Below are 19,921 nucleotides of genomic sequence, written 5' to 3'. Positions count from 1 at the left end.
GCCAGGAAGTAAAAACGTAAACGAGACACGACCAGGCTGTCACGATTTCGGCCGGCGACCGGGCTTCCCCGATCATCCGGCCGGCCAATTATGCCGCCATAACGAGAATGGCGCATTTTCCATGGAGAGCGGCAAGGCAGGATGCCCTGCCGTCCAGCGTCAATGCCTCGGTATTCGCGGCAGGAAGATCGTGAATAGGCCAAGCAGCGGCAGATAGGAGCAAAGCGTGTAGACGAAGGGGATGCCATGCGTATCGGCAAAATCACCCAGGGCCGCCGCGCCAAGTCCGCCCGCTCCAAAGGCGAAGCCGAAGAAGATGCCGCCGATCAGCCCGACGCGGCCGGGGATCAGCTCCTGAGCGAAGACGACGATCGCAGGGAAGGCCGAGGCCAGCACCAGGCCGATGATGACGGTCAAGACACAGGTCCAGAACAGGTTTGCGTATGGCATCATCAGCGCGAAGGGAATGACGCCAAGGATCGAGAACCAGATCACGAAGCGCGCGCCGAAACGATCGCCGACCGGGCCACCCATGATCGTTCCGGCAGCAACCGAGCCCAGGAACAGGAACAGCATCAGCTGCGCATCACGAACATCGAGATGGAACTTGTCGATGACATAGAAGGTGAAATAGCTCGATATGCTCGCCATATAGACGTTCTTCGTCGCCGTCAGCAGGATCAGGATCGCAAGCGCCCACATCGCCTTGTTGCGCGCGATCGGCAAGGTGCGGCTGGGTGCTGGACGTGCGGCGTGCTGGCGGCGGTGATTGACATACCAGGTGCCGACCCAGCTGAGCACGATGAAGCCGATGACGGCCAGCACCGAAAGCCAGGCGACGCTCTTCTGGCCATGCTGAAGGACGAAGAAGGCGGCAATCAGCGGGCCGATCGCCGAACCGGCATTGCCGCCGAGCTGGAACAGCGACTGGGCCAGACCATGACGGCCGCCGGAGGCCAGACGCGCCACCCGCGAGGCTTCCGGATGGAAGACGGCCGAACCGAAGCCGATGAGGCTGGCGGCAACCAGCAGCATGCCGAAGCTTCCGGCATAGCCGAGCAGCAAAAGGCCCGAAAATGTGCTGACCATTCCGACGGGCAGCGAATAGGGCATCGGCCATTTATCCGTGACGATGCCGACCACCGGCTGCAGCAGCGACGCGGTGATCTGGAACATCATCGTCAACAGCCCGATCTGAACGAAATCGAGCGCGTAGTTTTCTCGGAACATCGGATAAAGCGATGTCAGCAGCGATTGCATGATGTCGTTCAACAGGTGGCAGGTGCTGACCGCCACCACAATCGAGATCGTCGTCTTTTCAAATCGGGCTTGCGCACCCGAAAATGCCGCAACCATTGGGATTCCTTCCTGCGCCGGCGACTCCTTGCCGACCATATTGTTTGATCCGCCTTTTACACGGCTTGCGGGTGACCTTCTTTCGTGTTTTGGTCCAATAGTTTCTCGATTGGGCCAAAATGGAAAAACTCTCAAAACAATTGCTGGCAACGCTCGACAACAGCCACGTGCAACATCTGCGGTGGATAGAAGACGCGAACGCCGACGTCGTCGTCCATAGTTCGGAACCACCGCAGGGCTATACCGTGCCGTGGCATCATCATCGCCGCACGCAATTGCTCTGCGTCTTTGCCGGCGTTGCGCTGATCGTCACGGCCCGAGGACGATGGATGGTGCCGCCCGGCCATGCTCTGTTCATCCCCGCCGGTCTGGAACATTCGATCGAGATCCAGAGCGATGTCAGCATGAAGTCCGTTTACGTGACGCCACGTGGCGAAATCCCGACGGATGAGGTGCCGCGCGTGGTGGAGGTGACGGATCTCGCCCGCAGCCTGTTGCTCGAAGCCATCCGGCTCAGGGAAGCGCCGGTCGGCCACCGCAAGGCCGAGCTGGTTCTGTCGCTGCTCGTCGAGGAAATCGCGACACTGCCGGAGCGGCCGCTAGGCCTCCCCTTCCCGTCCGAACGGCGGCTGACCGCGCTCTGCCGTGACTATCTCGCAAACCCGACACCGAACGCCAGATTGGACGACTGGGCCGAAAAGCTGGCGATGAGCCGCCGGACATTCACAAGACAGTTCCGCAAGGAGACCGGCATCAGCTTTACGACCTGGCGTCAGCAGGCGAGCGTCTTCGCGTGCCTGCCACAACTCGCCGAGGGCCAGCCCGTCACCAATGTCGCGCTTGAAGCCGGATATGAGAGCGTGGCCGCCTTTACCACCATGTTCCGGCGCATGCTCGGCACTTCGCCGCGCACCTATATGGTCAACCGCTGAACCTTCGCGCCTACGACAGACAGGGCGATCGACTTGGGTGACCTCCCCCTTGAAATCATCGGGCGCTTCCGGCAAACAGCGCTGAGAGCGAGGACAAGCATATGCGGCATATCCATATCGTCGGCATCGGCACGGGAAATCCCGAGCATCTGACCGTGCAGGCGATCAACGCGCTGAATGCGGCCAATGTGATCCTCGTTCCCAGCAAGGGTGCCGCCAAGACGGAGCTCGCCGATGTGCGCAGGGATATCTGCCAGCGTTACATCACCAACAAGACGATCCGCTTTGTCGACTATGACGTGCCATCGCGCCAGATTGCCGATCGCAGCTATGTGCAAAGCGTCGATGACTGGCACGAGGAGATTTCGGCGACCTATGAGCGGCTGTTTCTCGAGCATCTGGCGGAAGACGAAAGCGCGGCCTTCCTGGTCTGGGGCGATCCCGGCCTCTACGACAGCACGCTGCGCATCATTGAACGCGTCACGGCGCGCGGCAAGGTCCCACTCGACTACAGCATTATTCCCGGCATCACCAGCATCCAGGCGCTGACTGCGAGCCACCGTATTCCCCTCAACCTCGTCGGCAAGCCGGTGCAGATCACCACGGGCCGGCGGCTGGCCGAGAGCTTTCCCGGCATCGCCGAAACAGCCGTCGTCATGCTCGACGGCGAACAGGCCTTCAGCAAAATCGTCGATCCCGACGCCTATATCTATTGGGGAGCCTATCTCGGCACGAAGGACGAGATTATCATCGCCGGCAGGCTCGCCGACGTATCGGAGCGCATTCTCGCGACGCGCGCGCAAGCCCGTGCCGAGCACGGGTGGATCATGGACATCTATCTCTTGCGCAAGGGGCAGGATTTCGACGACCGCGCATAAGCACCGTCCGGGCCAAATCGTTTGCTCGCAGAAGGGGATTGTGCGAGGAAATGTCCCCTTATGTAAAGGCAGTTTCATGGTTGTGACAGACGGACAAAGAATGGAAGGGCAAGCGTGCTTCTCGCAAGAGAACATCGATCGGCTTGTCGGTGCATCGCCCCTGCCCTCCATGGTCCGTGGTGCCTGCCCATCGCTGAGCACGCCGATGCAGACGGGCGACGGCCTGCTCGTGCGGCTGCGCCCGACAACGCCTGGATTGACCGTTGCGCAAGTTCGCGCGCTGGCCGAAGCCGCCGAGATGCATGGCAACGGATTGATCGAGATCACGGCGCGCGGCAATTTTCAACTGCGCGGCATGCGCCCGCAGAGCGTGGACGGGCTCGCTGCCGATATCGACCGCGCCGGCATCATTCCGGAGAGCGGCGTTACCATAGAGGTCCCGCCGCTCAATGGGCTTGATTCTCTCGAGATCGCTGACGCCCGCGATATCGCCACCCGCCTGCGAAAGGTGATCGATGCGCTTGCACCAGCGCCGCTGCTGGCGGCCAAACTCGCCATCATCATCGATGGCGGCGGACGACTGACACTGGACGGGCTTTCGGCCGATATTCGACTGCGCGCAGGAATGTCCGCCGATGACGCGCACCTTTGGACCCTTTCGATAGCGGGCACCGCCGCAACGGCAAAGCCGATTGCGGCGGCACTCTCGGACGAACAGGCGATCGCAGCCGTGATCGCGCTGTTGCAAACCCTTGGAGACGTCGGCCCTCGCGCTCGTGGCCGTGACCTTGATGCCGAGGTCCTGCGTGAGCAATTTCAATTCGATGAAGCCAAGATGGGCGACGCGCGCGGTCCATCTGTCTCCCCCGTCGGCGTCATCCAGCTCGATGAGACGCGCAATGCGCTCGGGCTGCGCCCATCCTTCGGCCAGATCCATGCAGCAGATCTTCGCCGCTTTCTTGCCGTCGCAGAGATGGCAGGCGTCAGCGAAATCCGCACCGCATGGGATCATACGCTGCTGTTGCTGGGGCTTACGCCGAGTGCGATGGAACATGTGCGCACGGTGGCGGCCAGCTGCGGTTTTAGAACCCGCGCCGACGACCCGGCAAATTACGCCATTCCCTGCTCTGGGGCAGGTGCTTGCGCATCCGCCCATTATGCCACCCGGCAAGCGGCAACGGATCTCGTTGATATCGCCCCCGAACTGCTCGACGGTTCGCTCAAGGTGCATTTGTCAGGCTGCGGAAAGGGCTGCGCCCATCCGGGCCAGACGACGCTTGTGATCGTTGGAGCTGCAACAGGCTATGGGATTGTCGTAAATGGGTCAGCATCGAGCGAGCCCGTGGCTTACATCGGTAAGGAAAAGCTAAAATCAGGACTGGCCGAGCTCGGCAGGCTGGTGCGGAACAACAAAGCTGCTGGCGAATCGGCGCAGCAGTGTCTTAAACGGCTCGGCCGGGACGCAATCGCGACGGCTTTACGACAGGAATAGAAATGCCTGACTATGACTATATCCGCGAAGGGGATGCGATTTACGAACGCTCCTTCGCGATCATCCGCAGCGAAGCCGATCTCTCGCGCTTTTCCGAGGCGGAGGCCGATGTCGCCATCCGCATGATCCATGCCTGCGGACAAGTGGAAGCAGCGCGGCATTTTCTGTTTTCGCCTGATTTCGTTATTGCAGCACGCAAGGCGCTGTCTGACGGCGCACCGATTTTCTGCGATGCCGAAATGGTCGCCCGTGGCGTTACTCGCGCCCGCCTGCCGGCTGCCAATGAGGTGATCTGCACGCTGCAGGATCCGCGCACGGCAGACATCGCAAAGTCGATCGGCAACACACGCTCGGCTGCCGCCATGCATCTTTGGACAGAGCGCCTCGCCGGCGCCGTCGTTGCCATCGGCAATGCGCCGACTGCCCTTTTCCATCTGCTGGAGATGCTGCGCGACGGCGCTCCGAAGCCCGCCGCCATCATCGGCATGCCCGTCGGCTTCGTCGGGGCAGCCGAATCGAAAGATGCCCTTTCGGAACATTCCTACGGCGTTCCCTTCGCCATCGTGCGGGGCCGGCTCGGTGGCAGCGCCATGACGGCAGCCGCTCTCAACGCCCTAGCGAGGCCAGGCCTATGAGCGCGCCTTCGAGCGGCCAGTTGATCGGCGTCGGCACTGGCCCGGGCGATCCGGAACTGTTGACCGTCAAGGCCGTCAGGGCCTTGGAGCGCGCCGACGTCGTCGCCTATTTCGCCAAGCAGGGCAGAGGCGGCAACGGAAAGGCCATCGTCGGCGAACTGCTGAAAGCGGATGTAACGCTGCTGCCGCTCTACTATCCGGTCACGACAGAGATCGATAAGGACACACCGGAATATGGCAGGCAGATCACCGCCTTCTACGACGCTTCGGCCGAGATGGTGGCGTCACATCTGCAGGAAGGAAAGACCGTTGCCGTCCTCAGCGAAGGCGATCCGCTCTTTTACGGCTCCTACATGCATCTGCATGTCCGCCTTGCCGATCGCTTCCCGACCGAGGTCATCCCCGGCGTGACCGCCATGTCCGGCTGCTGGTCGCTCGCCGGCCTGCCGATGGTGCAGGGAGACGACGTTCTCTCCGTTTTGCCGGGAACGATGAAGGAGACCGAACTGGTCCGACGCCTCGGTGACACCCAGGCAGCCGTGATCATGAAGGTCGGCCGCAACCTGCCGAAGATCCGCCGCGCCCTTGAAGCCACCGGACGCCTGGAGGAAGCCATCTATGTCGAACGCGGCACGATGACGAACGGGGCGATGACGCCGCTCGCAAGCCGCGACGACGCCGAAGCTCCCTATTTCTCGCTGGTGCTGGTTCCGGGTTGGGAAAGCAGGCCATGAGTGGGCGCCTTTATGTCATCGGCACCGGCCCCGGCAATCCCGCGCAGACGACGCCGGAGGCGCTGGCCGCAGTCGCGGACGCCACCGAATTCTTCGGCTACGGCCCCTATCTCGATCGCCTGACGCTGCGCGCCGGCCAGATCCGCCATGCCTCGGACAACCGCGAGGAGCTGGACCGCGCCAAGGCGGCGCTGCAGCGGGCGGCGACCGGAGCCAATGTCTGCGTCGTCTCGGGCGGCGACCCCGGCGTCTTTGCCATGGCGGCGGCAGTCTGCGAAGCGATCGATCATGGGCCGGAGGAGTGGTGTGCCATCGATCTCGTCGTCGTGCCGGGAATTACCGCCATGCTCGCCGTTGCCGCACGCATCGGCGCCCCGCTCGGCCATGATTTCTGCGCGATTTCGCTGTCGGACAACCTGAAGCCCTGGCCCATTATCGAAATCCGGCTTCGTGCGGTCGCAGAAGCCGGGTTCGTCATCGCGCTCTATAATCCGATCAGCAAGGCACGGCCGTGGCAGCTCGGCGCAGCCTTCGAAATCCTGCGCGCCATACTGCCTGCTGATACGCCGGTTATTTTCGGACGTGCCGCCGGCCGGCCTGACGAGCGCATGGCGGTGGCGCGGCTTGCCGATGCCGAGGCATCTCAGGCCGATATGGCGACCTGCGTCATCATCGGATCGGCCGAGACGCGCGTCATTGCCCGCAAAGGACGCGCGGATCTGGTCTATACGCCGCGTTTCATCAGGGAAGATGCGAAATGATCGACCCGATTGAGCCCAGCTTCGAGTGTTTCAACGGCCCGCAGGCCGGTTGCCTCGGCGCGTTGGATCATGATCACCTTGATGCCGAGCTGCCGCGCCGCCTCAATCTTCGCATAGGTCGCCGCGCCGCCACTGTTCTTGGCGATGATCACCTCGATGCCATGCCTGCGCAGCATCTCCAGCTCGCCCTCCAGGCGAAACGGCCCCCTGCTATGGATGTAGCAGACATTGGGCGCCGTCAGCGGCGGCTCAACGGGATCGACGCTACGGACCCAATAGTGGTGTTGAGGAGCAGTATCGGCATAGTGAGCCTCCTGCCGTCCGGTCGCCAGGAACACCCGCAACGAGGTCGCACCAAGTGCCGCGATGGCTTGCGGGACACTCTGCACGGAAACCCAGTCATCTCCTTCGACAGGCGTCCATGCCGGCCGGCGCAGGGCAAAGGCTGGAACACCGCTCTGAGCCGCCGCTTGTGCGGCATTGGCCGAGATGCGGGCCGCGAAAGGATGGGTCGCGTCGATCATCAGATCGATGGCTTCGTCACGCAGATAGCGGGCAAGACCCTCTGCGCCGCCGAAGCCGCCGCTGCGCACTGGAACCGGCTGTGGAGCCGGATCCGCGGTTCGGCCGGCGAGCGACAGGACGACATCGAGATCGGCGCGGGAGGCGAGTGCCGCCGCGAGCGAGCGGGCCTCGGTCGTGCCGCCCAGGATCAGAATGCGGGTCTTGCCCATGGCTGAGACACCTTCAATTCAACGCTGGCTCACTCTTATCGGCATCGGCGAGGACGGTCCAGCCGGCCTTGGCGACAAAGCCAAGCGTCTGATTGCTTCCGCACCGGTCGTCTTCGGCGGTGCGCGCCATATCGAATTGATGCAGCCGCTGATCACAGGCGAGGCGCATACGTGGCTGAGCCCCTTCGAGAAGTCGGTGGAAGCGGTGCTCGCACGCCGCGGCATGCCGACCGTCGTTCTCGCCTCGGGTGATCCCTTCTTCTATGGCGTCGGCGCCACGCTCTCGCGGCATATTCCCGCCTCTGAAATGAGCGTCATTCCGGCACCCTCGTCTTTCAGCCTTGCCGCTTCGCGCCTCGGCTGGCCCTTGCAGGATGTCACCGTTCTTTCGCTGCACGGACGCCCGATCGACCTCATCCGTCCGCATCTGCACCCGGGTCGCAGGATCCTGGCGCTGACATCGGATGGCAAAGGCCCGGTCGATCTGGCTGCCCTGTTGCTTGCGGTGGGGTTTGGTCAGTCAACGCTAACGGTTCTCGAGGCGCTCGGCGGCCCGCATGAGAAGGTCTCGCAGCAAAAAGCCGCCGACTTTGCTCCTGTCGATATCAACGATCTCAATATCTGCGGCATCGAGGTCAAGGCCGACGCGAACGCCCGCATCCTGCCGGTAAGCGCCGGTCTCGCAGATGAGCTTTTCGAACATGACGGCCAGATCACCAAGCGGGAAATCCGCGCGATGACCCTATCGGCGCTGACGCCACGGCGCGGCGAACTGCTGTGGGACATCGGCGCGGGCTCCGGCTCGATCGGCATCGAATGGATGCTTGCCGATCCCTCGCTGCGCGCCATCGCGATCGAGGCCTCGGGCGAGCGTGTCGCTCGCATCCGCCGCAATGCCGAGGCTTTCGGCGTACCGGGTCTGACCATTATCGAGGGAGAGGCGCCGGGTGCCCTTGCGGGATTGCCGACACCGGATGCCATTTTCATCGGCGGTGGCGGCAGCGATGCGGGCGTGCTCGATGCTGCCATCAGCCAGTTGAGACGCGGTGCACGGCTGGTCGCCAATGCAGTCACGACCGAAATGGAAGCCGTCCTGCTTGCCGAGCATGCACGGCGCGGCGGCTCCCTGACCCGCATCGATATCGCCCGTGCAGCGCCCGTCGGCGGCATGACCGGCTGGCGGCCGGCCATGCCGGTGACGCAATGGTGCTGGATCAAGCCATGAATAGAGACGAGGTAGAGCAATGACGGTGCATTTCATTGGCGCAGGCCCAGGTGCTGCGGACCTGATCACGGTGCGCGGCCGCGATCTGATCGGCAAATGCCCGGTCTGCCTCTATGCCGGCTCGATCGTTTCGCCGGAATTGCTGCAATATTGCCCGCCCGGCGCACGTATCGTCGACACGGCACCGCTGTCGCTCGACGAGATCGAGGCCGAATATCTGAAAGCTGCCGCCGCCGGTGAGGATGTCGCCCGCCTGCATTCCGGCGACCTTTCCGTCTGGAGCGCTGTCGCCGAACAGATCCGCCGGCTTGAGCAGCACGGCATCGACTATACGCTGACCCCCGGTGTTCCGGCTTTCGCAGCCGCTGCCTCCGCGCTCGGACGCGAGTTGACCATCCCGGCCGTTGCGCAGAGCCTCGTTCTCACCCGTGTTTCCGGTCGTGCCTCGCCGATGCCGAACAATGAGACTCTGGAAAGATTCGGCGCCACCGGCGCGACGCTCGCCATCCATCTGGCGATCCATGCGCTCGCAAAAGTCGTCGAGGATCTGACGCCGCTTTACGGTGCCGATTGCCCAGTTGCGATCGTCGTCAAGGCCTCCTGGCCGGACGAGCGGATCGTTCGCGGCACGCTCGCCACGATCGAGGCGCAGGTGGCGGCAGAGCCGATCGAACGGACCGCGCTCATTTTTGTCGGCCCATCGCTTGGCGCCAGCGATTTTCGCGAGAGCTCGCTCTACGACCCGACCTACCAGCGCCGCTTCCGTGGTCGGCAATAGAGCGCTTCCCTCGCTCCGTTAAGACCGAAGCGCTCGAGAGCGCCGGGACACCGTTGCAATCTCCGCCGAAATTTCCTCTAGTCGATCCCAGGCGAACGAGGATCAAGAGATGCAGCGTATTACCATCACGATCGATGACGATCTTCTCGAGACAATCGACAAGATCAGCACGCAGCGGGGCTATGCCAGCCGTTCGGAAACACTGCGCGACCTCGTTCGCGACGCCGTCACGCGCGCGCAGCCGACCATCGATGGCGAGGCAAAATGTTATGCAGCACTTACCTATGTCTATGAGCACGAAACCCGCGACCTGTCACGCCGCCTGACGACGACGCAGCACAACCACCATGATCTTTCGGTTTCGACGCTTCATGTCCATATCGACGGACATGATTGCCTTGAGGTCTCCGTGCTGAAAGGCAAGGTCGACGAGATAAAGACCTTTGCCGACAGCGTGATCACCCAACGCGGCGTCCGCTTCGGAAACCTGCATCTCATCCCTTCAGAACATGGCACGCATCACCCCGAGGGGCATTCGCATGACTGAGCGACCAGGCCAGTTGCCCGCGGACAACTGCGGCCGTCAGAGCTGACCCGTGATATAGGCCATGCTTTCCTTGATCGCCGCCACCGGATCCTTCAGGGCGTGCACCTCCGGAGCAAAGGCTTCGAAGGAGGCAGGACCGGCATAGCCGGCTGACAGCAGCGCCCGCAATTGCCCGACATTGTCGAGACGGTCACTGGCATCGACGAGAACCCGATGCGGATCGCGCATGTCGGCAACCGATACAGCGGGATCGCTGACGCCGGAAATATGGACCAATCCGGTCAATTCAGGGAAAATCGCTGGCTCTCCTGCCAGATGATGGTGGAAGGTGTCGTGAACCAGGCAGAAGGTCGCCTTTGCACCCAGCTCCTCTATCGCGTCAGCCGCTTCGCTCTTCAGGCGCAAGGAGCAAATCTCGAAGCCAAGCGGTTCGACGAGGCCGACAATGCCGGCGGCTTCCAGCATCGGCTTCAAGGCCGACAATGCCTTGCGGAGATTGGCGCGGCGCGCCTCCGGCTCGCGACCGCTGCCGTCATTGACGGGAACCAGCACCAATGCCCTGGCGCCGCAATCGCGCGCATAGCCGATCAGTTCAGCCGCTTCCCGCGCCCGCTCCTCAGTCCATTCGTTGAACCGCTGCAACGCGTTGATTGAGATGATGGCAAGCCCGTGGCGCGCCGCAAGCTCTCTCACGGTCGCTGCCGGCGTGCCATCCAGGATCGCGTTTCCAGCCAAGTCATTGCGGATCTCGACGCTTTCGATGCCGAGCTGCTTTGCCGCGGCAAAGAACGATTCCAGGCCGAGCGACGGCGCGCACATATGATTGAGCGCAAAACGAATGGAACTCATGGTGGGCACTCCTCCTCAAGGCGACCGGCTGTAAAAGACGTCCCAATCCGCCGCGCCTGCCAGCGAATGACTAGCGAGATTCATGCCAGCGATCTATCGGCCTTCGCCATCATTCCTGATAGAATTATCAGCGCAATGATGGAATTCCATCATTCGCGCTAGATGTTTTCCGAGACGAAGATTTCGAAGGGCAGAAAGCTTTGTCCAGGCACAGCCGTCTCGTCGCTTTCAACGGATTTGATCATCAGGCTCATCAACTCCTTGCAGAGCGCGGGCAGTGGCGTGCCGATCGCCATGGCGACGACATCGTCGGCGAGTGCTGCCTTGGAATCCGGCGTCAGTTCGTTGACGACGACGATCAGCTTGCCAGATAATCGCTCCTCGCGGATCGCTGAAATGGCGCCCTCCATACCGCCGCCGCAGACATAAAAGCCAATGAGATCAGGGTGCTTCTGGAGAAGATCGAGCGTCGCCTCATGGGTAATTTCAGGCGTATCCAGATTGATCAGCGTATCAAGCACCTCGAACTCGGGCGCATTTTCGCGGAAATAGCTTCGAAAGCCGATCTCGCGCAGTTCATGACCATGAAAGCGATGGCTGCCGACGAAGCAGGCGACCTTGCCTGGACGACGGGCCGAGCGGGCGATGACCCAGGCGGCGGTACGCCCGACCTTGCGATTGTCGACGCCGATATAGCCTTGACGGACGCCGGTCGAGAAATCGGAAAGCAGGGAAAAGACCGGAATACCCCTTTCCTTCAGCTCTTCGATCGCAGCCGTCACGGCCGGATAATCGGGCGCAACCAGCGCAATTGCCTGGCTGCGCGCGGCCATCGCCTTCAATTTCTCGACGATCGCCGTCGGCGTCGAGGCGGCGACGAAATCGACCTGGGCGTTTATGCGCGCCGTGGTGACCGCCTGTGCCGCGACGACGATTTCCTTGGCGAAGGTCTGATAGAAGGATTGAACCGGCTTCTGCAAGACGAAGCCCAAACGATACTGCGGCAGATCCTCAAAGACGCGCTGACGCAGCAGGCCGATGGCGTGATAGCCGATCTCCTGCGCTGCTTCAAAGACCCGTCTTGCCGTTTCCTCTCGAACGCGATGACGTCCGTTCAGCACGCGATCGATCGTGGCGACACTGACGCCTGATGCCTTGGCGAGATCTGAAATGGTCGGGCGACGCATGGTTGCTCCTGAGATATGCCATCATTTATGACATCAGAATTTGATATGTTTTGATAGATTCCATCATTCCGGCATTGAGGCAAGCGAAAAGTCGATCTATCGTTTTCGGCATGAGGGCGGCGCGCTGTTGCGTGCCGCGGGAGATAGCGATGACCGAGACAAAGAAACGGGACTACAGCCTGCTTGGCGCCAGCGGCAAAATGGCGGTGGAAACCGGGCTTGCCGCTGCCGAATGGTATCACACGGATGTCACGCGCAAGGACATGAAGGCGCTGATGCAGCGTTCCGACGCGCCGGCCATTCGCGACACGATCATCTGGCTCGGCAGCATGGTGCTTTTTGCCGGCCTGGGCGTCTATTTCTGGGGATCGTGGGCCTGCATTCCCTTCTTCCTGGCTTACGGTGTGCTCTACGGCTCCGCCTCCGACAGCCGCTGGCATGAATGCGGCCATGGCACGGCGTTCAAGACCCGCTGGATGAATGATGCGGTCTATCAGATCGCCTGCTTCATGATCATGCGCAATCCGATAACCTGGCGTTGGAGCCATGCCCGCCATCATACCGATACGGTCATCGTCGGCCGCGACCCGGAGATTGCCGTCATGCGGCCGCCGGATCTCCTCCGCCTCATCCTCAATTTCTTCGGAATCCTGGACGCCTGGCATGCTGTGATCGATATGCTGCGCAATGCCGCCGGCATCGTCAGCGCCGAAGAAAAGACCTTCATTCCGGAGATGGAGCAGCCGAAGGCCGTCCGGATCGCCCGCATATGGCTGGCAATCTACGTCGCCACCATCGCAGCGGCGATCGCCATGGGCTCGATCCTGCCGCTGATGCTCGTCGGCTTGCCCCGGCTTTACGGTGCCTGGCATCACGTGCTCACCGGCCTGTTGCAGCATGGCGGCCTCGCCGACAATGTCATTGATCATCGGTTGAATAGCCGCACCGTCATGATGAACCCGGTGAGCCGCTTCATCTATTGGAACATGAACTATCATGTCGAACATCACATGTTCCCGATGGTGCCCTACCACGCCCTGCCGAAGCTGCATGCGATGATCAGGCATGATCTGCCGGCCGCCAACCCATCCATCTGGTCGGGCTATCGCGAGATGATCCCGGCCTTCCTGCGGCAGTTGAGCAACGAGGACTACTTCCTGAAGCGCGAATTGCCGCCGACGGCGCGGCCCTATCGCGAGGAGTTCCATGGCGGCACGCTCGCCGAGGCCGCGCAATAATCACCGAACATGCAAAGGGAGGAAAACATGAGCAGCAACTGGATCGAGGTCTGCGCCGCCGACGCGATCGACGAGGAGGATGTCATCCGCTTCGACCATGACGGACGAACTTTCGCCGTCTATCGCAGTCACGAAGACGATTATTTCGCCACCGACGGCCTGTGCACGCATGAAAAGGTTCATCTTGCCGACGGTCTGGTCATGGACAACATCATCGAATGTCCCAAGCACAATGGCCGTTTCGACTACAGAACCGGCGAGGCCAAGGGCGCACCCGTCTGTGTCAATCTGCAGACCTATCCGGTCAAGGTCGAAGACGGCACCGTTTTCATTGGACTGTGAGGAAGAGGCCATGCCGCATTTCGTCATCGTCGGCGCCGGAGAATGCGGCGCACGCGCCGCCTTCTCGCTCCGAGAAAAGGGGTTCGACGGCGACATCACCCTGATCGGCACCGAACCGCTTGCCCCCTACGAGCGCCCGCCGCTGTCGAAGCAGGCCCTTGTCGAGACCATCGAACCGAAGTTCGTGGCTGCGCTGGAGCGATACCAGGAACGAACGATCGATCTGCGGCTCGACACGACGGTGGCCGCTATCGAGCCCGTTTCCAAAACAGTCGGGCTCGCTGACGGACAGACGCTCGGTTATGACAAGCTGCTGCTCGCAACCGGTGCCTCGCCGCGCGTCTTTCCAGGCATTGACGGCACAGCCCAGCGCATCCGCATGCTGCGCACCCATGCCGATGCCCTAACCCTGCGCACCGCTCTTCATCCCGGCCGACACATCGCCATCATCGGCGGCGGCTTTATCGGCCTGGAGCTGGCAGCCACTGCACGCAAGCTGGGCGCCAACGCCACCGTCATCGAAGGTTTGCCGCGCGTGCTGAAGCGCGGCGTGCCGGAGGAGATTGCCGAAGTGATCACCGCGCGTCACCGGCTGGAAGGCGTCGACATTCGTTGCGGCCTCGCCATCGAGGCCGTGCGGGAGGAAACGGAAGGGGCCAGCATTCATTTGGCGGATGGCCAAGTGATTTCGGCCGACCTCGTGCTGATCGGCATCGGCGCCTCGCCGAATATCGCGCTTGCCGAGACAGCCGGCCTCGCGATCGACAATGGCATCGCCGTCAACGAGCGGCTGGAAACCTCCGCCGCCGATATTTACGCGGCGGGCGATTGCTGCTCCTTTCCGCTGGCGCTTTATGGTGGACGGCGCGTCCGCCTCGAATCCTGGCGCAATGCGCAGGACCAGGCAAATCTGGCCGCCGCCAACATGCTCGGCGAAGGGATGGAAATCTCGGCCGTGCCGTGGTTCTGGTCCGACCAGTATGACCTGACATTGCAGATCGCCGGCCTCGCCGAAGGCGCGGCCAGCCATGTGCGGCGCGATCTCGGCGACGGGTCGTTCATCCTCTTTCATCTCGACGCAAGCGGCAGACTTTTCGCCGCCAGCGGCGTCGGCCGTGGCAACGCTGTCGCCCGCGACATCCGCCTTGCCGAGATGTTGATCGCCGCCCGCGCTCACCCGGCCAGCGATGCCTTGGCGGCAAGCAGCGTCAAGCTGAAATCCCTGCTTGCCGCATGAAGCGGGCTGAGCTCGCCGTCAGCCCTTGACGAACAGCCGCGAACCATAAATGTCTCCTCCTGAGATAAACAGGGGGATGCGATGAAGATACTCGGCATATCGGGCAGCCTGCGCAAGGGCTCCTTCAATACGGCTTTGCTCCATGCCGCCGTCGAACTTGCGCCGGCCGGCGTCGAGCTCGTCGCGCGCACCATTCATGGCGTGCCGCTTTATGATGCCGATCTCGAAGCAGCCGAAGGCATTCCGGAGAAGGTGCAGGAGCTGAAGGAGCTCGCCATATCCGCCGATGGGCTGATCCTGTTTACGCCGGAATACAACAACTCGCTTCCCGGCGTATTCAAGAACGCCATCGACTGGATGAGCCGGCCATCCAGCGACATCGCCCATGTCTTCGGGGCAAAACCGATCGCCGTGCTCGGAGCCTCGCCCGGCAATTTCGGCACCATCCTCAGCCAAAATGCCTGGCTGACGGTGTTGCGCACATTGGGCGCCGATCCGTGGTTCGGCGGCCGGCTGATGGTGTCGCGCGCCGGCAGCGTCTTCGATGCCGAAGGCCTGATCGTCGACGAGAAGGTGAAGCAAAACCTCGCCAAATTCATCGAAGGTTTCGCTGCCTTTGTCGCGGATCACAAAAAGAGCTGACCCCGCCTGCGGCGCATGGGCAAAAGACGAAAGCAATGCCTATGATTGCGAAAGCGGATAGCCTAGTGTGACCGTTGCGTCGGGCGACCGGCGCCTCCGGGGTCCGCACATCTTCTTCGAACCGAAATGAAATCCAATACCGCAGGTTATGTCTTCACGCTGTTGGCGATCAGCATATTCGCGATACAGGACGGCATCTCCAAACATCTGGTCAGCGCCTATCCGCCGCTTCTGGTGGCGATGATCCGCTATTGGGCCTTCATGCTCTTTGCCGTCGCGATGGCCTCGCGCTCGCCGGGCGGCCTGCGCTCCGCCGTCAGAACCAAGCGGCCAACGCTGCAGCTTGCCCGCGGCCTGTTGCTTGCCGCGCAGATCGTCGTGGCCATCTCGTCCTTCGTCATCGTCGGCCTTGCCCATTCGCAGGCGATCTTCTCATCAGGACCCTTGATGGTGGCGATGCTGTCCATACCGATCCTCGGCGAAAAGGTCGGCTGGCGGCGTTGGCTGGCGATCTGCATCGGCTTCGTCGGCGTTCTGCTGATCCTGAAGCCGGAAAGCGGCCTCTTCGACACACGCTTCCTCGTGCCGCTTGGCGGCGCACTGCTATTCTCGTTCTATGTCGTCCTCACCCGCTATGTCAGCCGCGAGGATAGCGCCATGACCAGCTTTTTCTATACTGGCGTCGTCGGCGCGGTTGCGATGAGCTGTATCGGTCCATTCTTCTGGACGACCATTGCACCACATGACTGGGTCTTCATGGGCATCCTTTGCCTGACCGGCGTGTCGAGCCACTATTTCCTCATTCGCGCCTATGATCTGCTCGACGCGGTGGTGATCCAGCCGCTCACCTATCTACAGCTCGTCTTCTCCGCCATCATCGGCGTCGCCATATTCGGCGAAAGGCTGAGTGCCACGATGATCGCAGGCGCAGTCATCGTGGTGGCGGCAGGCATCTTCACGATCTGGCGTGAACATGCCCTGGCCAGAACTCGCCTCAAGATGGAGAGGACATAAAGGTTACGCGTCCACCTGAGCGGGTGGCTGTGCTTCGGTGTAGTAGCTTACATATTTCTGTCGGTAGCGTTCCGTTCCGCCGAAATCGCTATAGCGCGGCAGTTCCGACATGTCGGTCTTATTCAGGATAACGCCGAGAATGCGAGAGTTAATCTGGGGCTCCTGCTCCAGAACATCGCGCACCAGGTTGGTTGGCGTCGCACCCCATTCCGTCACGAGTATGAAGGCATCGACCTGCGGCGCAAAAGCCTTGGCGTCGATGACGGGTCCAAGCGGCGCAAGATCGACGACGATATAATCGAACATCTTGCGCGCATGTTCCATGAGATGCTGCATGCCCTGCGACGATAGAAGCTCGCTGGTGTGCAACAGGTGATCGCGCACGACGACCGGCAGGATGGCAAGCTTGGTGCGCGGATCGACCTTGACGACATTCGTCCAGGGCACCTCACCGAGCACGGCCTCGATCAGCCCGGCTTGCGGCGGCGATTTCAGCGTCCGGCTCAAGCCGGGATTGCGCAAGTCGGCATCGATCAGCAGCGTACGTTTGCCGCTGCTGGCCAAGAGGGCGGCGAAATTGGCTGCCGTCGTCGACTTGCCCTCGCCCGGCAGTGCCGATACGACGCCGATGACGCGGTCGGGGCGGCCCTGCAGCATGACGTCGCTGGCGAGCTTGGCGTTTCGCAGGGTCTCGGCGAAGATCGACCGCGGTGCTTCGACCGAAACACGCATGATCCGTTCAAAGGCGACACCAGGCTCGACATCTTCAGCGGTTGCCGGGTCAGACCCGATAATGCCCTTGCGCCGTCTCTTCTTACCGGTGCTCTGCTGGCCGAGCAGCGGCAGGTAGCCGAGGAATTTCAAGCCGAGAGCGGAGCGCACATCGGCTTCGACGCGGAAAAAGCGATCGCGGAATTCCTGGAAGGCGGCGAGACCGGCGCCGGCCATCAGGCCGAGGATCACCGAAAGCGCTATCACCAGCGTCTTCTTCGGGCTCGACGGTGCAGTCGGGACGCCGGCGAGCGAGATGACGCGCGCCTTGGCGATCGGGAAGGATCGCTGCTGCGACGCCGCCTCGAAACGGCCGAGATAGGATTCATAGAGCGTCTTCAGCGCCGTCGCCTTCTGGTTTAGCTCGTTGAGATGCACCAGCGATCTATTGGCTTCCGAATTCTTGCCGACCACACCCTCGATGCTTTCGCGGAGCGACGCCGAACGCGACTGCGCGACATCGAGCTCGTTCTTGTAGCTGGCCGTGAGCTGCTGAAGCTCCTGATAGATCTGCCGGGTGATGTCCTGTCGCTCAGCCCTCAGCGCAACGGCCTGAGGATGTTCGGCACCGTAATTCTGCGTGACATCCTGCTCTCGCTTTTCGACAGCGAGGTAACGCGTCTTCAGGTCCTGCAGGACCGAGTTGTCGGTCTGGCTGGACGAGATGGTGGCGTTCTTGACCGCATTGTCCGGCCCCTGGTCGATAATCGACTTATATTGATTGTAGCGCGCCGATGCGCTGGCCGTATCGGCCTGGGCAATGATCAGCTGCTTGTTGAGATCGGAAATCTGCTGTTCCGACATCAGCTCGCCGCCGGTCGAGGTCAGGCCGTTGTCTGCCTTATATTTCTCGACTTCGAGCGAAGCCTCCTGCGCGCGCTGGCGCAGATCGTTCAAGCGTTCCTGCAGCCAGACGGAGGCGCGTTCGGTCGCGTCGAAATTGGCGTTCAACTGGTCGGTCAGATAGGCGTCGGCATAGGCGCGCGTGACCTTTGCGGCCAACAGCTTGTCAGTCGAGTTGAAGGACACGGCGACGACCGAACTTCGCGTGACGCGCTCCACCTTGAGGCCATCCTGCAATACGGCGGCGACCTTTTGGCGCTGCGCCTCCCGCATCTCTTCCGGCGTCATCGGCGGACGCCCCGGCGTGAATATGCCGACAATCAGCCCCACACCCGATTTGAGCAGGGCAGCCGGCGACTGCGGCGGATTGAGCAGGGTGTTATTATTGGCAAGATCGGCCGTGTCGACGACGCGCAAAGCCATCTCGTTCGATTTCAGGATTTCGACCGCGCTGGCAATCTCCATGTCCGCCTGCTGGCTGCTGGCAGCCGGCGGCTGATCCTCCGCATATTTCGTCATGCTTTCGTCGAGCAATATCTGTGTCATCGACGTGTAGCTGGGCGTGGCGATCAGCAGATAGGCAACGGCCAGAATGACAAAAGCAGCCATGGCGAAGATGATGGTGCGGATGCGACGTGTCACGATCGCCATCAGCCGATCGAGATCAATGAAACTGTCCTGCGCTTCACCCTGGGGAAGAGCGCTTTGGAAAGTGAAGTTCTTCTGATACATGGCGACCACCTTGTCGGAGAGGCCTGAATGAATATGGCTTTGGCCCGCAGTCGTGTCGACCACGGGCCAGAACGTGAACAGGCTTAAGCGGCGGTCATCTGCGCTTCGTGCGAGACGACCAGGTTGCGGATTGAATCATAGACCAGGCTGCCGATATCGGCGCGAGCGAGCGCAAATGCGACGTTCGCTTCGATGAAGCCATGCTTGGATCCACAGTCGAATGTGCGTCCGTTATAGACCTGGGCATGGAAGGATTGCGTCTCGGAGAGGCGCAGCATGCCGTCAGTCAGCTGGATTTCATTGCCGGCGCCGCGTTCCTGACGGGCCAGAATATCGAAGATTTCAGGCTGAAGAATATAACGACCATTAAGGTAAAAGTTTGAAGGCGCTTCCGAAGGATGCGGCTTTTCGACCATCTTGGTCACGGCGAAGCCGTGCCGGACGGCCACTCCCTTGCCGATGATACCGTATTTCGAGGTCTCCTCCGGCGCGCATTCCTCGACAGCGACGATATTGCCGCCGACCTCGTTGTAGAGATCCATCAGGCCGGCCATGCAGCCGCGCATGCCGTAGCAGAGCATATCGGGCAAAAGCAGCGCGAATGGCTCGTTGCCGATCAGGTCGCGAGCACACCAGACGGCGTGACCAAGGCCGAGCGGAGCCTGCTGGCGGGTGAAGCTGACCGAGCCCGGCCGCGGCAAGAGGCGCTCGAGTTCACTCACCTGATGGCTCTTGCCGGCCAGCCGCAGCGAGGAAATCAGCTCCGGTGTGTCGTCGAAATGATCTTCGATCGCCGATTTGTTACGGCTTGTGACGAAGACGATGTGCTCGATGCCGGCTTCGATAGCCTCATCGACGGCATATTGCACGACCGGACGATCGACGATCGTCAGCATTTCCTTCGGCATTGCCTTGGTGGCAGGCAGGAACCGGGTTCCGTTGCCGGCAACCGGAATGACTGCTTTTCTCACACGATGCTTGGGGTCCATGGCTC

General features: G+C 61.7%; 20 protein-coding genes. 14 read left to right on the top strand and 6 right to left on the bottom strand.

Features of this window, described 5'->3' with window-relative positions:
* Positions 1-159: 159 nt before the first annotated feature.
* Positions 160-1,356, bottom strand: a complete 1,197-nt coding sequence (locus tag AB8B29_RS20230) for an MFS transporter (RefSeq protein ID WP_037193261.1) — start codon at positions 1,354-1,356, stop codon at positions 160-162.
* 119 nt (positions 1,357-1,475) lie between these two features.
* Here AB8B29_RS20230 and AB8B29_RS20225 point away from each other — a divergent pair, with 119 nt between their 5' ends.
* From AB8B29_RS20225 to AB8B29_RS20200, 6 genes are all read left to right on the top strand, one after another.
* Positions 1,476-2,288 carry an AraC family transcriptional regulator gene (locus AB8B29_RS20225; RefSeq protein WP_037192706.1) on the top strand — a complete coding sequence of 271 codons (813 nt, stop codon included), beginning with the start codon at positions 1,476-1,478 and terminating at the stop codon, positions 2,286-2,288.
* A 101-nt stretch (positions 2,289-2,389) separates the two neighbouring features.
* On the top strand, positions 2,390-3,166 hold the full coding sequence (gene cobF, locus AB8B29_RS20220; protein WP_037192709.1) for a precorrin-6A synthase (deacetylating): 777 nt from the start codon (positions 2,390-2,392) through the stop codon (positions 3,164-3,166).
* Positions 3,167-3,266: 100 nt separating this feature from the next.
* Positions 3,267-4,658: a precorrin-3B synthase gene (gene cobG / locus AB8B29_RS20215; RefSeq protein WP_244655265.1), complete on the top strand. Its 1,392-nt coding sequence runs from the start codon at positions 3,267-3,269 to the stop codon at positions 4,656-4,658.
* Positions 4,659-4,660: 2 nt separating this feature from the next.
* Positions 4,661-5,293 (top strand): precorrin-8X methylmutase, encoded by a 633-nt coding sequence (locus AB8B29_RS20210; protein WP_037192711.1) that lies wholly within the window; start codon positions 4,661-4,663, stop codon positions 5,291-5,293.
* Positions 5,290-6,027, top strand: a complete 738-nt coding sequence (locus tag AB8B29_RS20205) for a precorrin-2 C(20)-methyltransferase (RefSeq protein ID WP_037192713.1) — start codon at positions 5,290-5,292, stop codon at positions 6,025-6,027. Before AB8B29_RS20210 ends, AB8B29_RS20205 begins: the two co-directional genes overlap by 4 nt.
* Positions 6,024-6,788 carry a precorrin-3B C(17)-methyltransferase gene (locus tag AB8B29_RS20200; RefSeq protein ID WP_037192715.1) on the top strand — a complete coding sequence of 255 codons (765 nt, stop codon included), beginning with the start codon at positions 6,024-6,026 and terminating at the stop codon, positions 6,786-6,788. Before AB8B29_RS20205 ends, AB8B29_RS20200 begins: the two co-directional genes overlap by 4 nt.
* Here AB8B29_RS20200 and AB8B29_RS20195 read toward each other — a convergent pair.
* Positions 6,752-7,522: a cobalt-precorrin-6A reductase gene (locus tag AB8B29_RS20195; protein ID WP_037192716.1), complete on the bottom strand. Its 771-nt coding sequence runs from the start codon at positions 7,520-7,522 to the stop codon at positions 6,752-6,754. The genes AB8B29_RS20200 and AB8B29_RS20195 overlap by 37 nt on opposite strands.
* Between AB8B29_RS20195 and AB8B29_RS20190 the strand changes: the two genes are divergently transcribed.
* The 3 genes from AB8B29_RS20190 to nikR all read left to right on the top strand — a co-directional run bounded on the left by AB8B29_RS20190 (position 7,506) and on the right by nikR (position 10,072).
* Positions 7,506-8,747, top strand: a complete 1,242-nt coding sequence (locus AB8B29_RS20190) for a bifunctional cobalt-precorrin-7 (C(5))-methyltransferase/cobalt-precorrin-6B (C(15))-methyltransferase (protein ID WP_037192718.1) — start codon at positions 7,506-7,508, stop codon at positions 8,745-8,747. The genes AB8B29_RS20195 and AB8B29_RS20190 overlap by 17 nt on opposite strands.
* Positions 8,748-8,766: 19 nt before the next feature.
* A complete protein-coding gene (gene cobM / locus AB8B29_RS20185; RefSeq protein ID WP_037192720.1) occupies positions 8,767-9,525 on the top strand; it encodes a precorrin-4 C(11)-methyltransferase in 759 nt (252 codons plus the stop codon).
* 109 nt (positions 9,526-9,634) lie between these two features.
* The gene (nikR, locus tag AB8B29_RS20180) at positions 9,635-10,072 is read left to right on the top strand and encodes a nickel-responsive transcriptional regulator NikR (protein WP_037192723.1); all 438 of its coding nucleotides are present in this window, start codon (positions 9,635-9,637) and stop codon (positions 10,070-10,072) included.
* A 36-nt stretch (positions 10,073-10,108) separates the two neighbouring features.
* Here the strand turns inward: nikR and AB8B29_RS20175 are convergent, their stop codons facing one another.
* On the bottom strand, positions 10,109-10,921 hold the full coding sequence (locus tag AB8B29_RS20175) for a TIM barrel protein (RefSeq protein ID WP_037192725.1): 813 nt from the start codon (positions 10,919-10,921) through the stop codon (positions 10,109-10,111).
* Positions 10,922-11,079: 158 nt separating this feature from the next.
* The gene (locus tag AB8B29_RS20170; RefSeq protein WP_037192727.1) at positions 11,080-12,108 is read right to left on the bottom strand and encodes a LacI family DNA-binding transcriptional regulator; all 1,029 of its coding nucleotides are present in this window, start codon (positions 12,106-12,108) and stop codon (positions 11,080-11,082) included.
* Between the two features lie 149 nt (positions 12,109-12,257).
* Here AB8B29_RS20170 and AB8B29_RS20165 point away from each other — a divergent pair, with 149 nt between their 5' ends.
* From AB8B29_RS20165 to AB8B29_RS20145, 5 genes are all read left to right on the top strand, one after another.
* Positions 12,258-13,346: a fatty acid desaturase family protein gene (locus tag AB8B29_RS20165; RefSeq protein ID WP_037192729.1), complete on the top strand. Its 1,089-nt coding sequence runs from the start codon at positions 12,258-12,260 to the stop codon at positions 13,344-13,346.
* 27 nt (positions 13,347-13,373) lie between these two features.
* Positions 13,374-13,688, top strand: a complete 315-nt coding sequence (locus tag AB8B29_RS20160; RefSeq protein WP_037192731.1) for a MocE family 2Fe-2S type ferredoxin — start codon at positions 13,374-13,376, stop codon at positions 13,686-13,688.
* Between the two features lie 10 nt (positions 13,689-13,698).
* A complete protein-coding gene (locus AB8B29_RS20155) occupies positions 13,699-14,925 on the top strand; it encodes an NAD(P)/FAD-dependent oxidoreductase (RefSeq protein ID WP_037192733.1) in 1,227 nt (408 codons plus the stop codon).
* 81 nt (positions 14,926-15,006) lie between these two features.
* Positions 15,007-15,567, top strand: a complete 561-nt coding sequence (locus tag AB8B29_RS20150; RefSeq protein ID WP_037192735.1) for an NADPH-dependent FMN reductase — start codon at positions 15,007-15,009, stop codon at positions 15,565-15,567.
* Positions 15,568-15,693: 126 nt separating this feature from the next.
* Positions 15,694-16,581, top strand: a complete 888-nt coding sequence (locus AB8B29_RS20145) for a DMT family transporter (protein ID WP_037192737.1) — start codon at positions 15,694-15,696, stop codon at positions 16,579-16,581.
* 3 nt (positions 16,582-16,584) lie between these two features.
* Here AB8B29_RS20145 and AB8B29_RS20140 read toward each other — a convergent pair whose 3' ends face one another.
* On the bottom strand, positions 16,585-18,927 hold the full coding sequence (locus tag AB8B29_RS20140; protein ID WP_037193277.1) for a polysaccharide biosynthesis tyrosine autokinase: 2,343 nt from the start codon (positions 18,925-18,927) through the stop codon (positions 16,585-16,587).
* Positions 18,928-19,010: 83 nt separating this feature from the next.
* The gene (locus AB8B29_RS20135; RefSeq protein ID WP_037192739.1) at positions 19,011-19,916 is read right to left on the bottom strand and encodes a UTP--glucose-1-phosphate uridylyltransferase; all 906 of its coding nucleotides are present in this window, start codon (positions 19,914-19,916) and stop codon (positions 19,011-19,013) included.
* Positions 19,917-19,921: the final 5 nt, after the last annotated feature.

This window comes from Rhizobium sp. 11_C7_N12_5 (assembly GCF_051811145.1).
GTDB classification, from domain to species: domain Bacteria; phylum Pseudomonadota; class Alphaproteobacteria; order Rhizobiales; family Rhizobiaceae; genus Rhizobium; species Rhizobium lusitanum.
Note: the sequence above shows the minus strand (reverse complement) of the source record. Positions and strands in the feature narration are given on the sequence as shown.

Coding starts and splice junctions, on each gene's coding strand:
- AB8B29_RS20165 (WP_037192729.1), top strand. CDS start 12,258: ATGACCGAGACAAAGAAACGGGACTACAGCCTGCTTGGCGCCAGCGGC.
- AB8B29_RS20200 (WP_037192715.1), top strand. CDS start 6,024: ATGAGTGGGCGCCTTTATGTCATCGGCACCGGCCCCGGCAATCCCGCG.
- AB8B29_RS20160 (WP_037192731.1), top strand. CDS start 13,374: ATGAGCAGCAACTGGATCGAGGTCTGCGCCGCCGACGCGATCGACGAG.
- cobG (WP_244655265.1), top strand. CDS start 3,267: ATGGAAGGGCAAGCGTGCTTCTCGCAAGAGAACATCGATCGGCTTGTC.
- AB8B29_RS20135 (WP_037192739.1), bottom strand. CDS start 19,916: ATGGACCCCAAGCATCGTGTGAGAAAAGCAGTCATTCCGGTTGCCGGC.
- cobM (WP_037192720.1), top strand. CDS start 8,767: ATGACGGTGCATTTCATTGGCGCAGGCCCAGGTGCTGCGGACCTGATC.
- AB8B29_RS20205 (WP_037192713.1), top strand. CDS start 5,290: ATGAGCGCGCCTTCGAGCGGCCAGTTGATCGGCGTCGGCACTGGCCCG.
- AB8B29_RS20150 (WP_037192735.1), top strand. CDS start 15,007: ATGAAGATACTCGGCATATCGGGCAGCCTGCGCAAGGGCTCCTTCAAT.
- AB8B29_RS20210 (WP_037192711.1), top strand. CDS start 4,661: ATGCCTGACTATGACTATATCCGCGAAGGGGATGCGATTTACGAACGC.
- AB8B29_RS20145 (WP_037192737.1), top strand. CDS start 15,694: ATGAAATCCAATACCGCAGGTTATGTCTTCACGCTGTTGGCGATCAGC.
- cobF (WP_037192709.1), top strand. CDS start 2,390: ATGCGGCATATCCATATCGTCGGCATCGGCACGGGAAATCCCGAGCAT.
- AB8B29_RS20140 (WP_037193277.1), bottom strand. CDS start 18,927: ATGTATCAGAAGAACTTCACTTTCCAAAGCGCTCTTCCCCAGGGTGAA.
- AB8B29_RS20195 (WP_037192716.1), bottom strand. CDS start 7,522: ATGGGCAAGACCCGCATTCTGATCCTGGGCGGCACGACCGAGGCCCGC.
- AB8B29_RS20170 (WP_037192727.1), bottom strand. CDS start 12,108: ATGCGTCGCCCGACCATTTCAGATCTCGCCAAGGCATCAGGCGTCAGT.
- AB8B29_RS20175 (WP_037192725.1), bottom strand. CDS start 10,921: ATGAGTTCCATTCGTTTTGCGCTCAATCATATGTGCGCGCCGTCGCTC.
- AB8B29_RS20230 (WP_037193261.1), bottom strand. CDS start 1,356: ATGGTTGCGGCATTTTCGGGTGCGCAAGCCCGATTTGAAAAGACGACG.
- nikR (WP_037192723.1), top strand. CDS start 9,635: ATGCAGCGTATTACCATCACGATCGATGACGATCTTCTCGAGACAATC.
- AB8B29_RS20155 (WP_037192733.1), top strand. CDS start 13,699: ATGCCGCATTTCGTCATCGTCGGCGCCGGAGAATGCGGCGCACGCGCC.
- AB8B29_RS20225 (WP_037192706.1), top strand. CDS start 1,476: ATGGAAAAACTCTCAAAACAATTGCTGGCAACGCTCGACAACAGCCAC.
- AB8B29_RS20190 (WP_037192718.1), top strand. CDS start 7,506: ATGCGGGTCTTGCCCATGGCTGAGACACCTTCAATTCAACGCTGGCTC.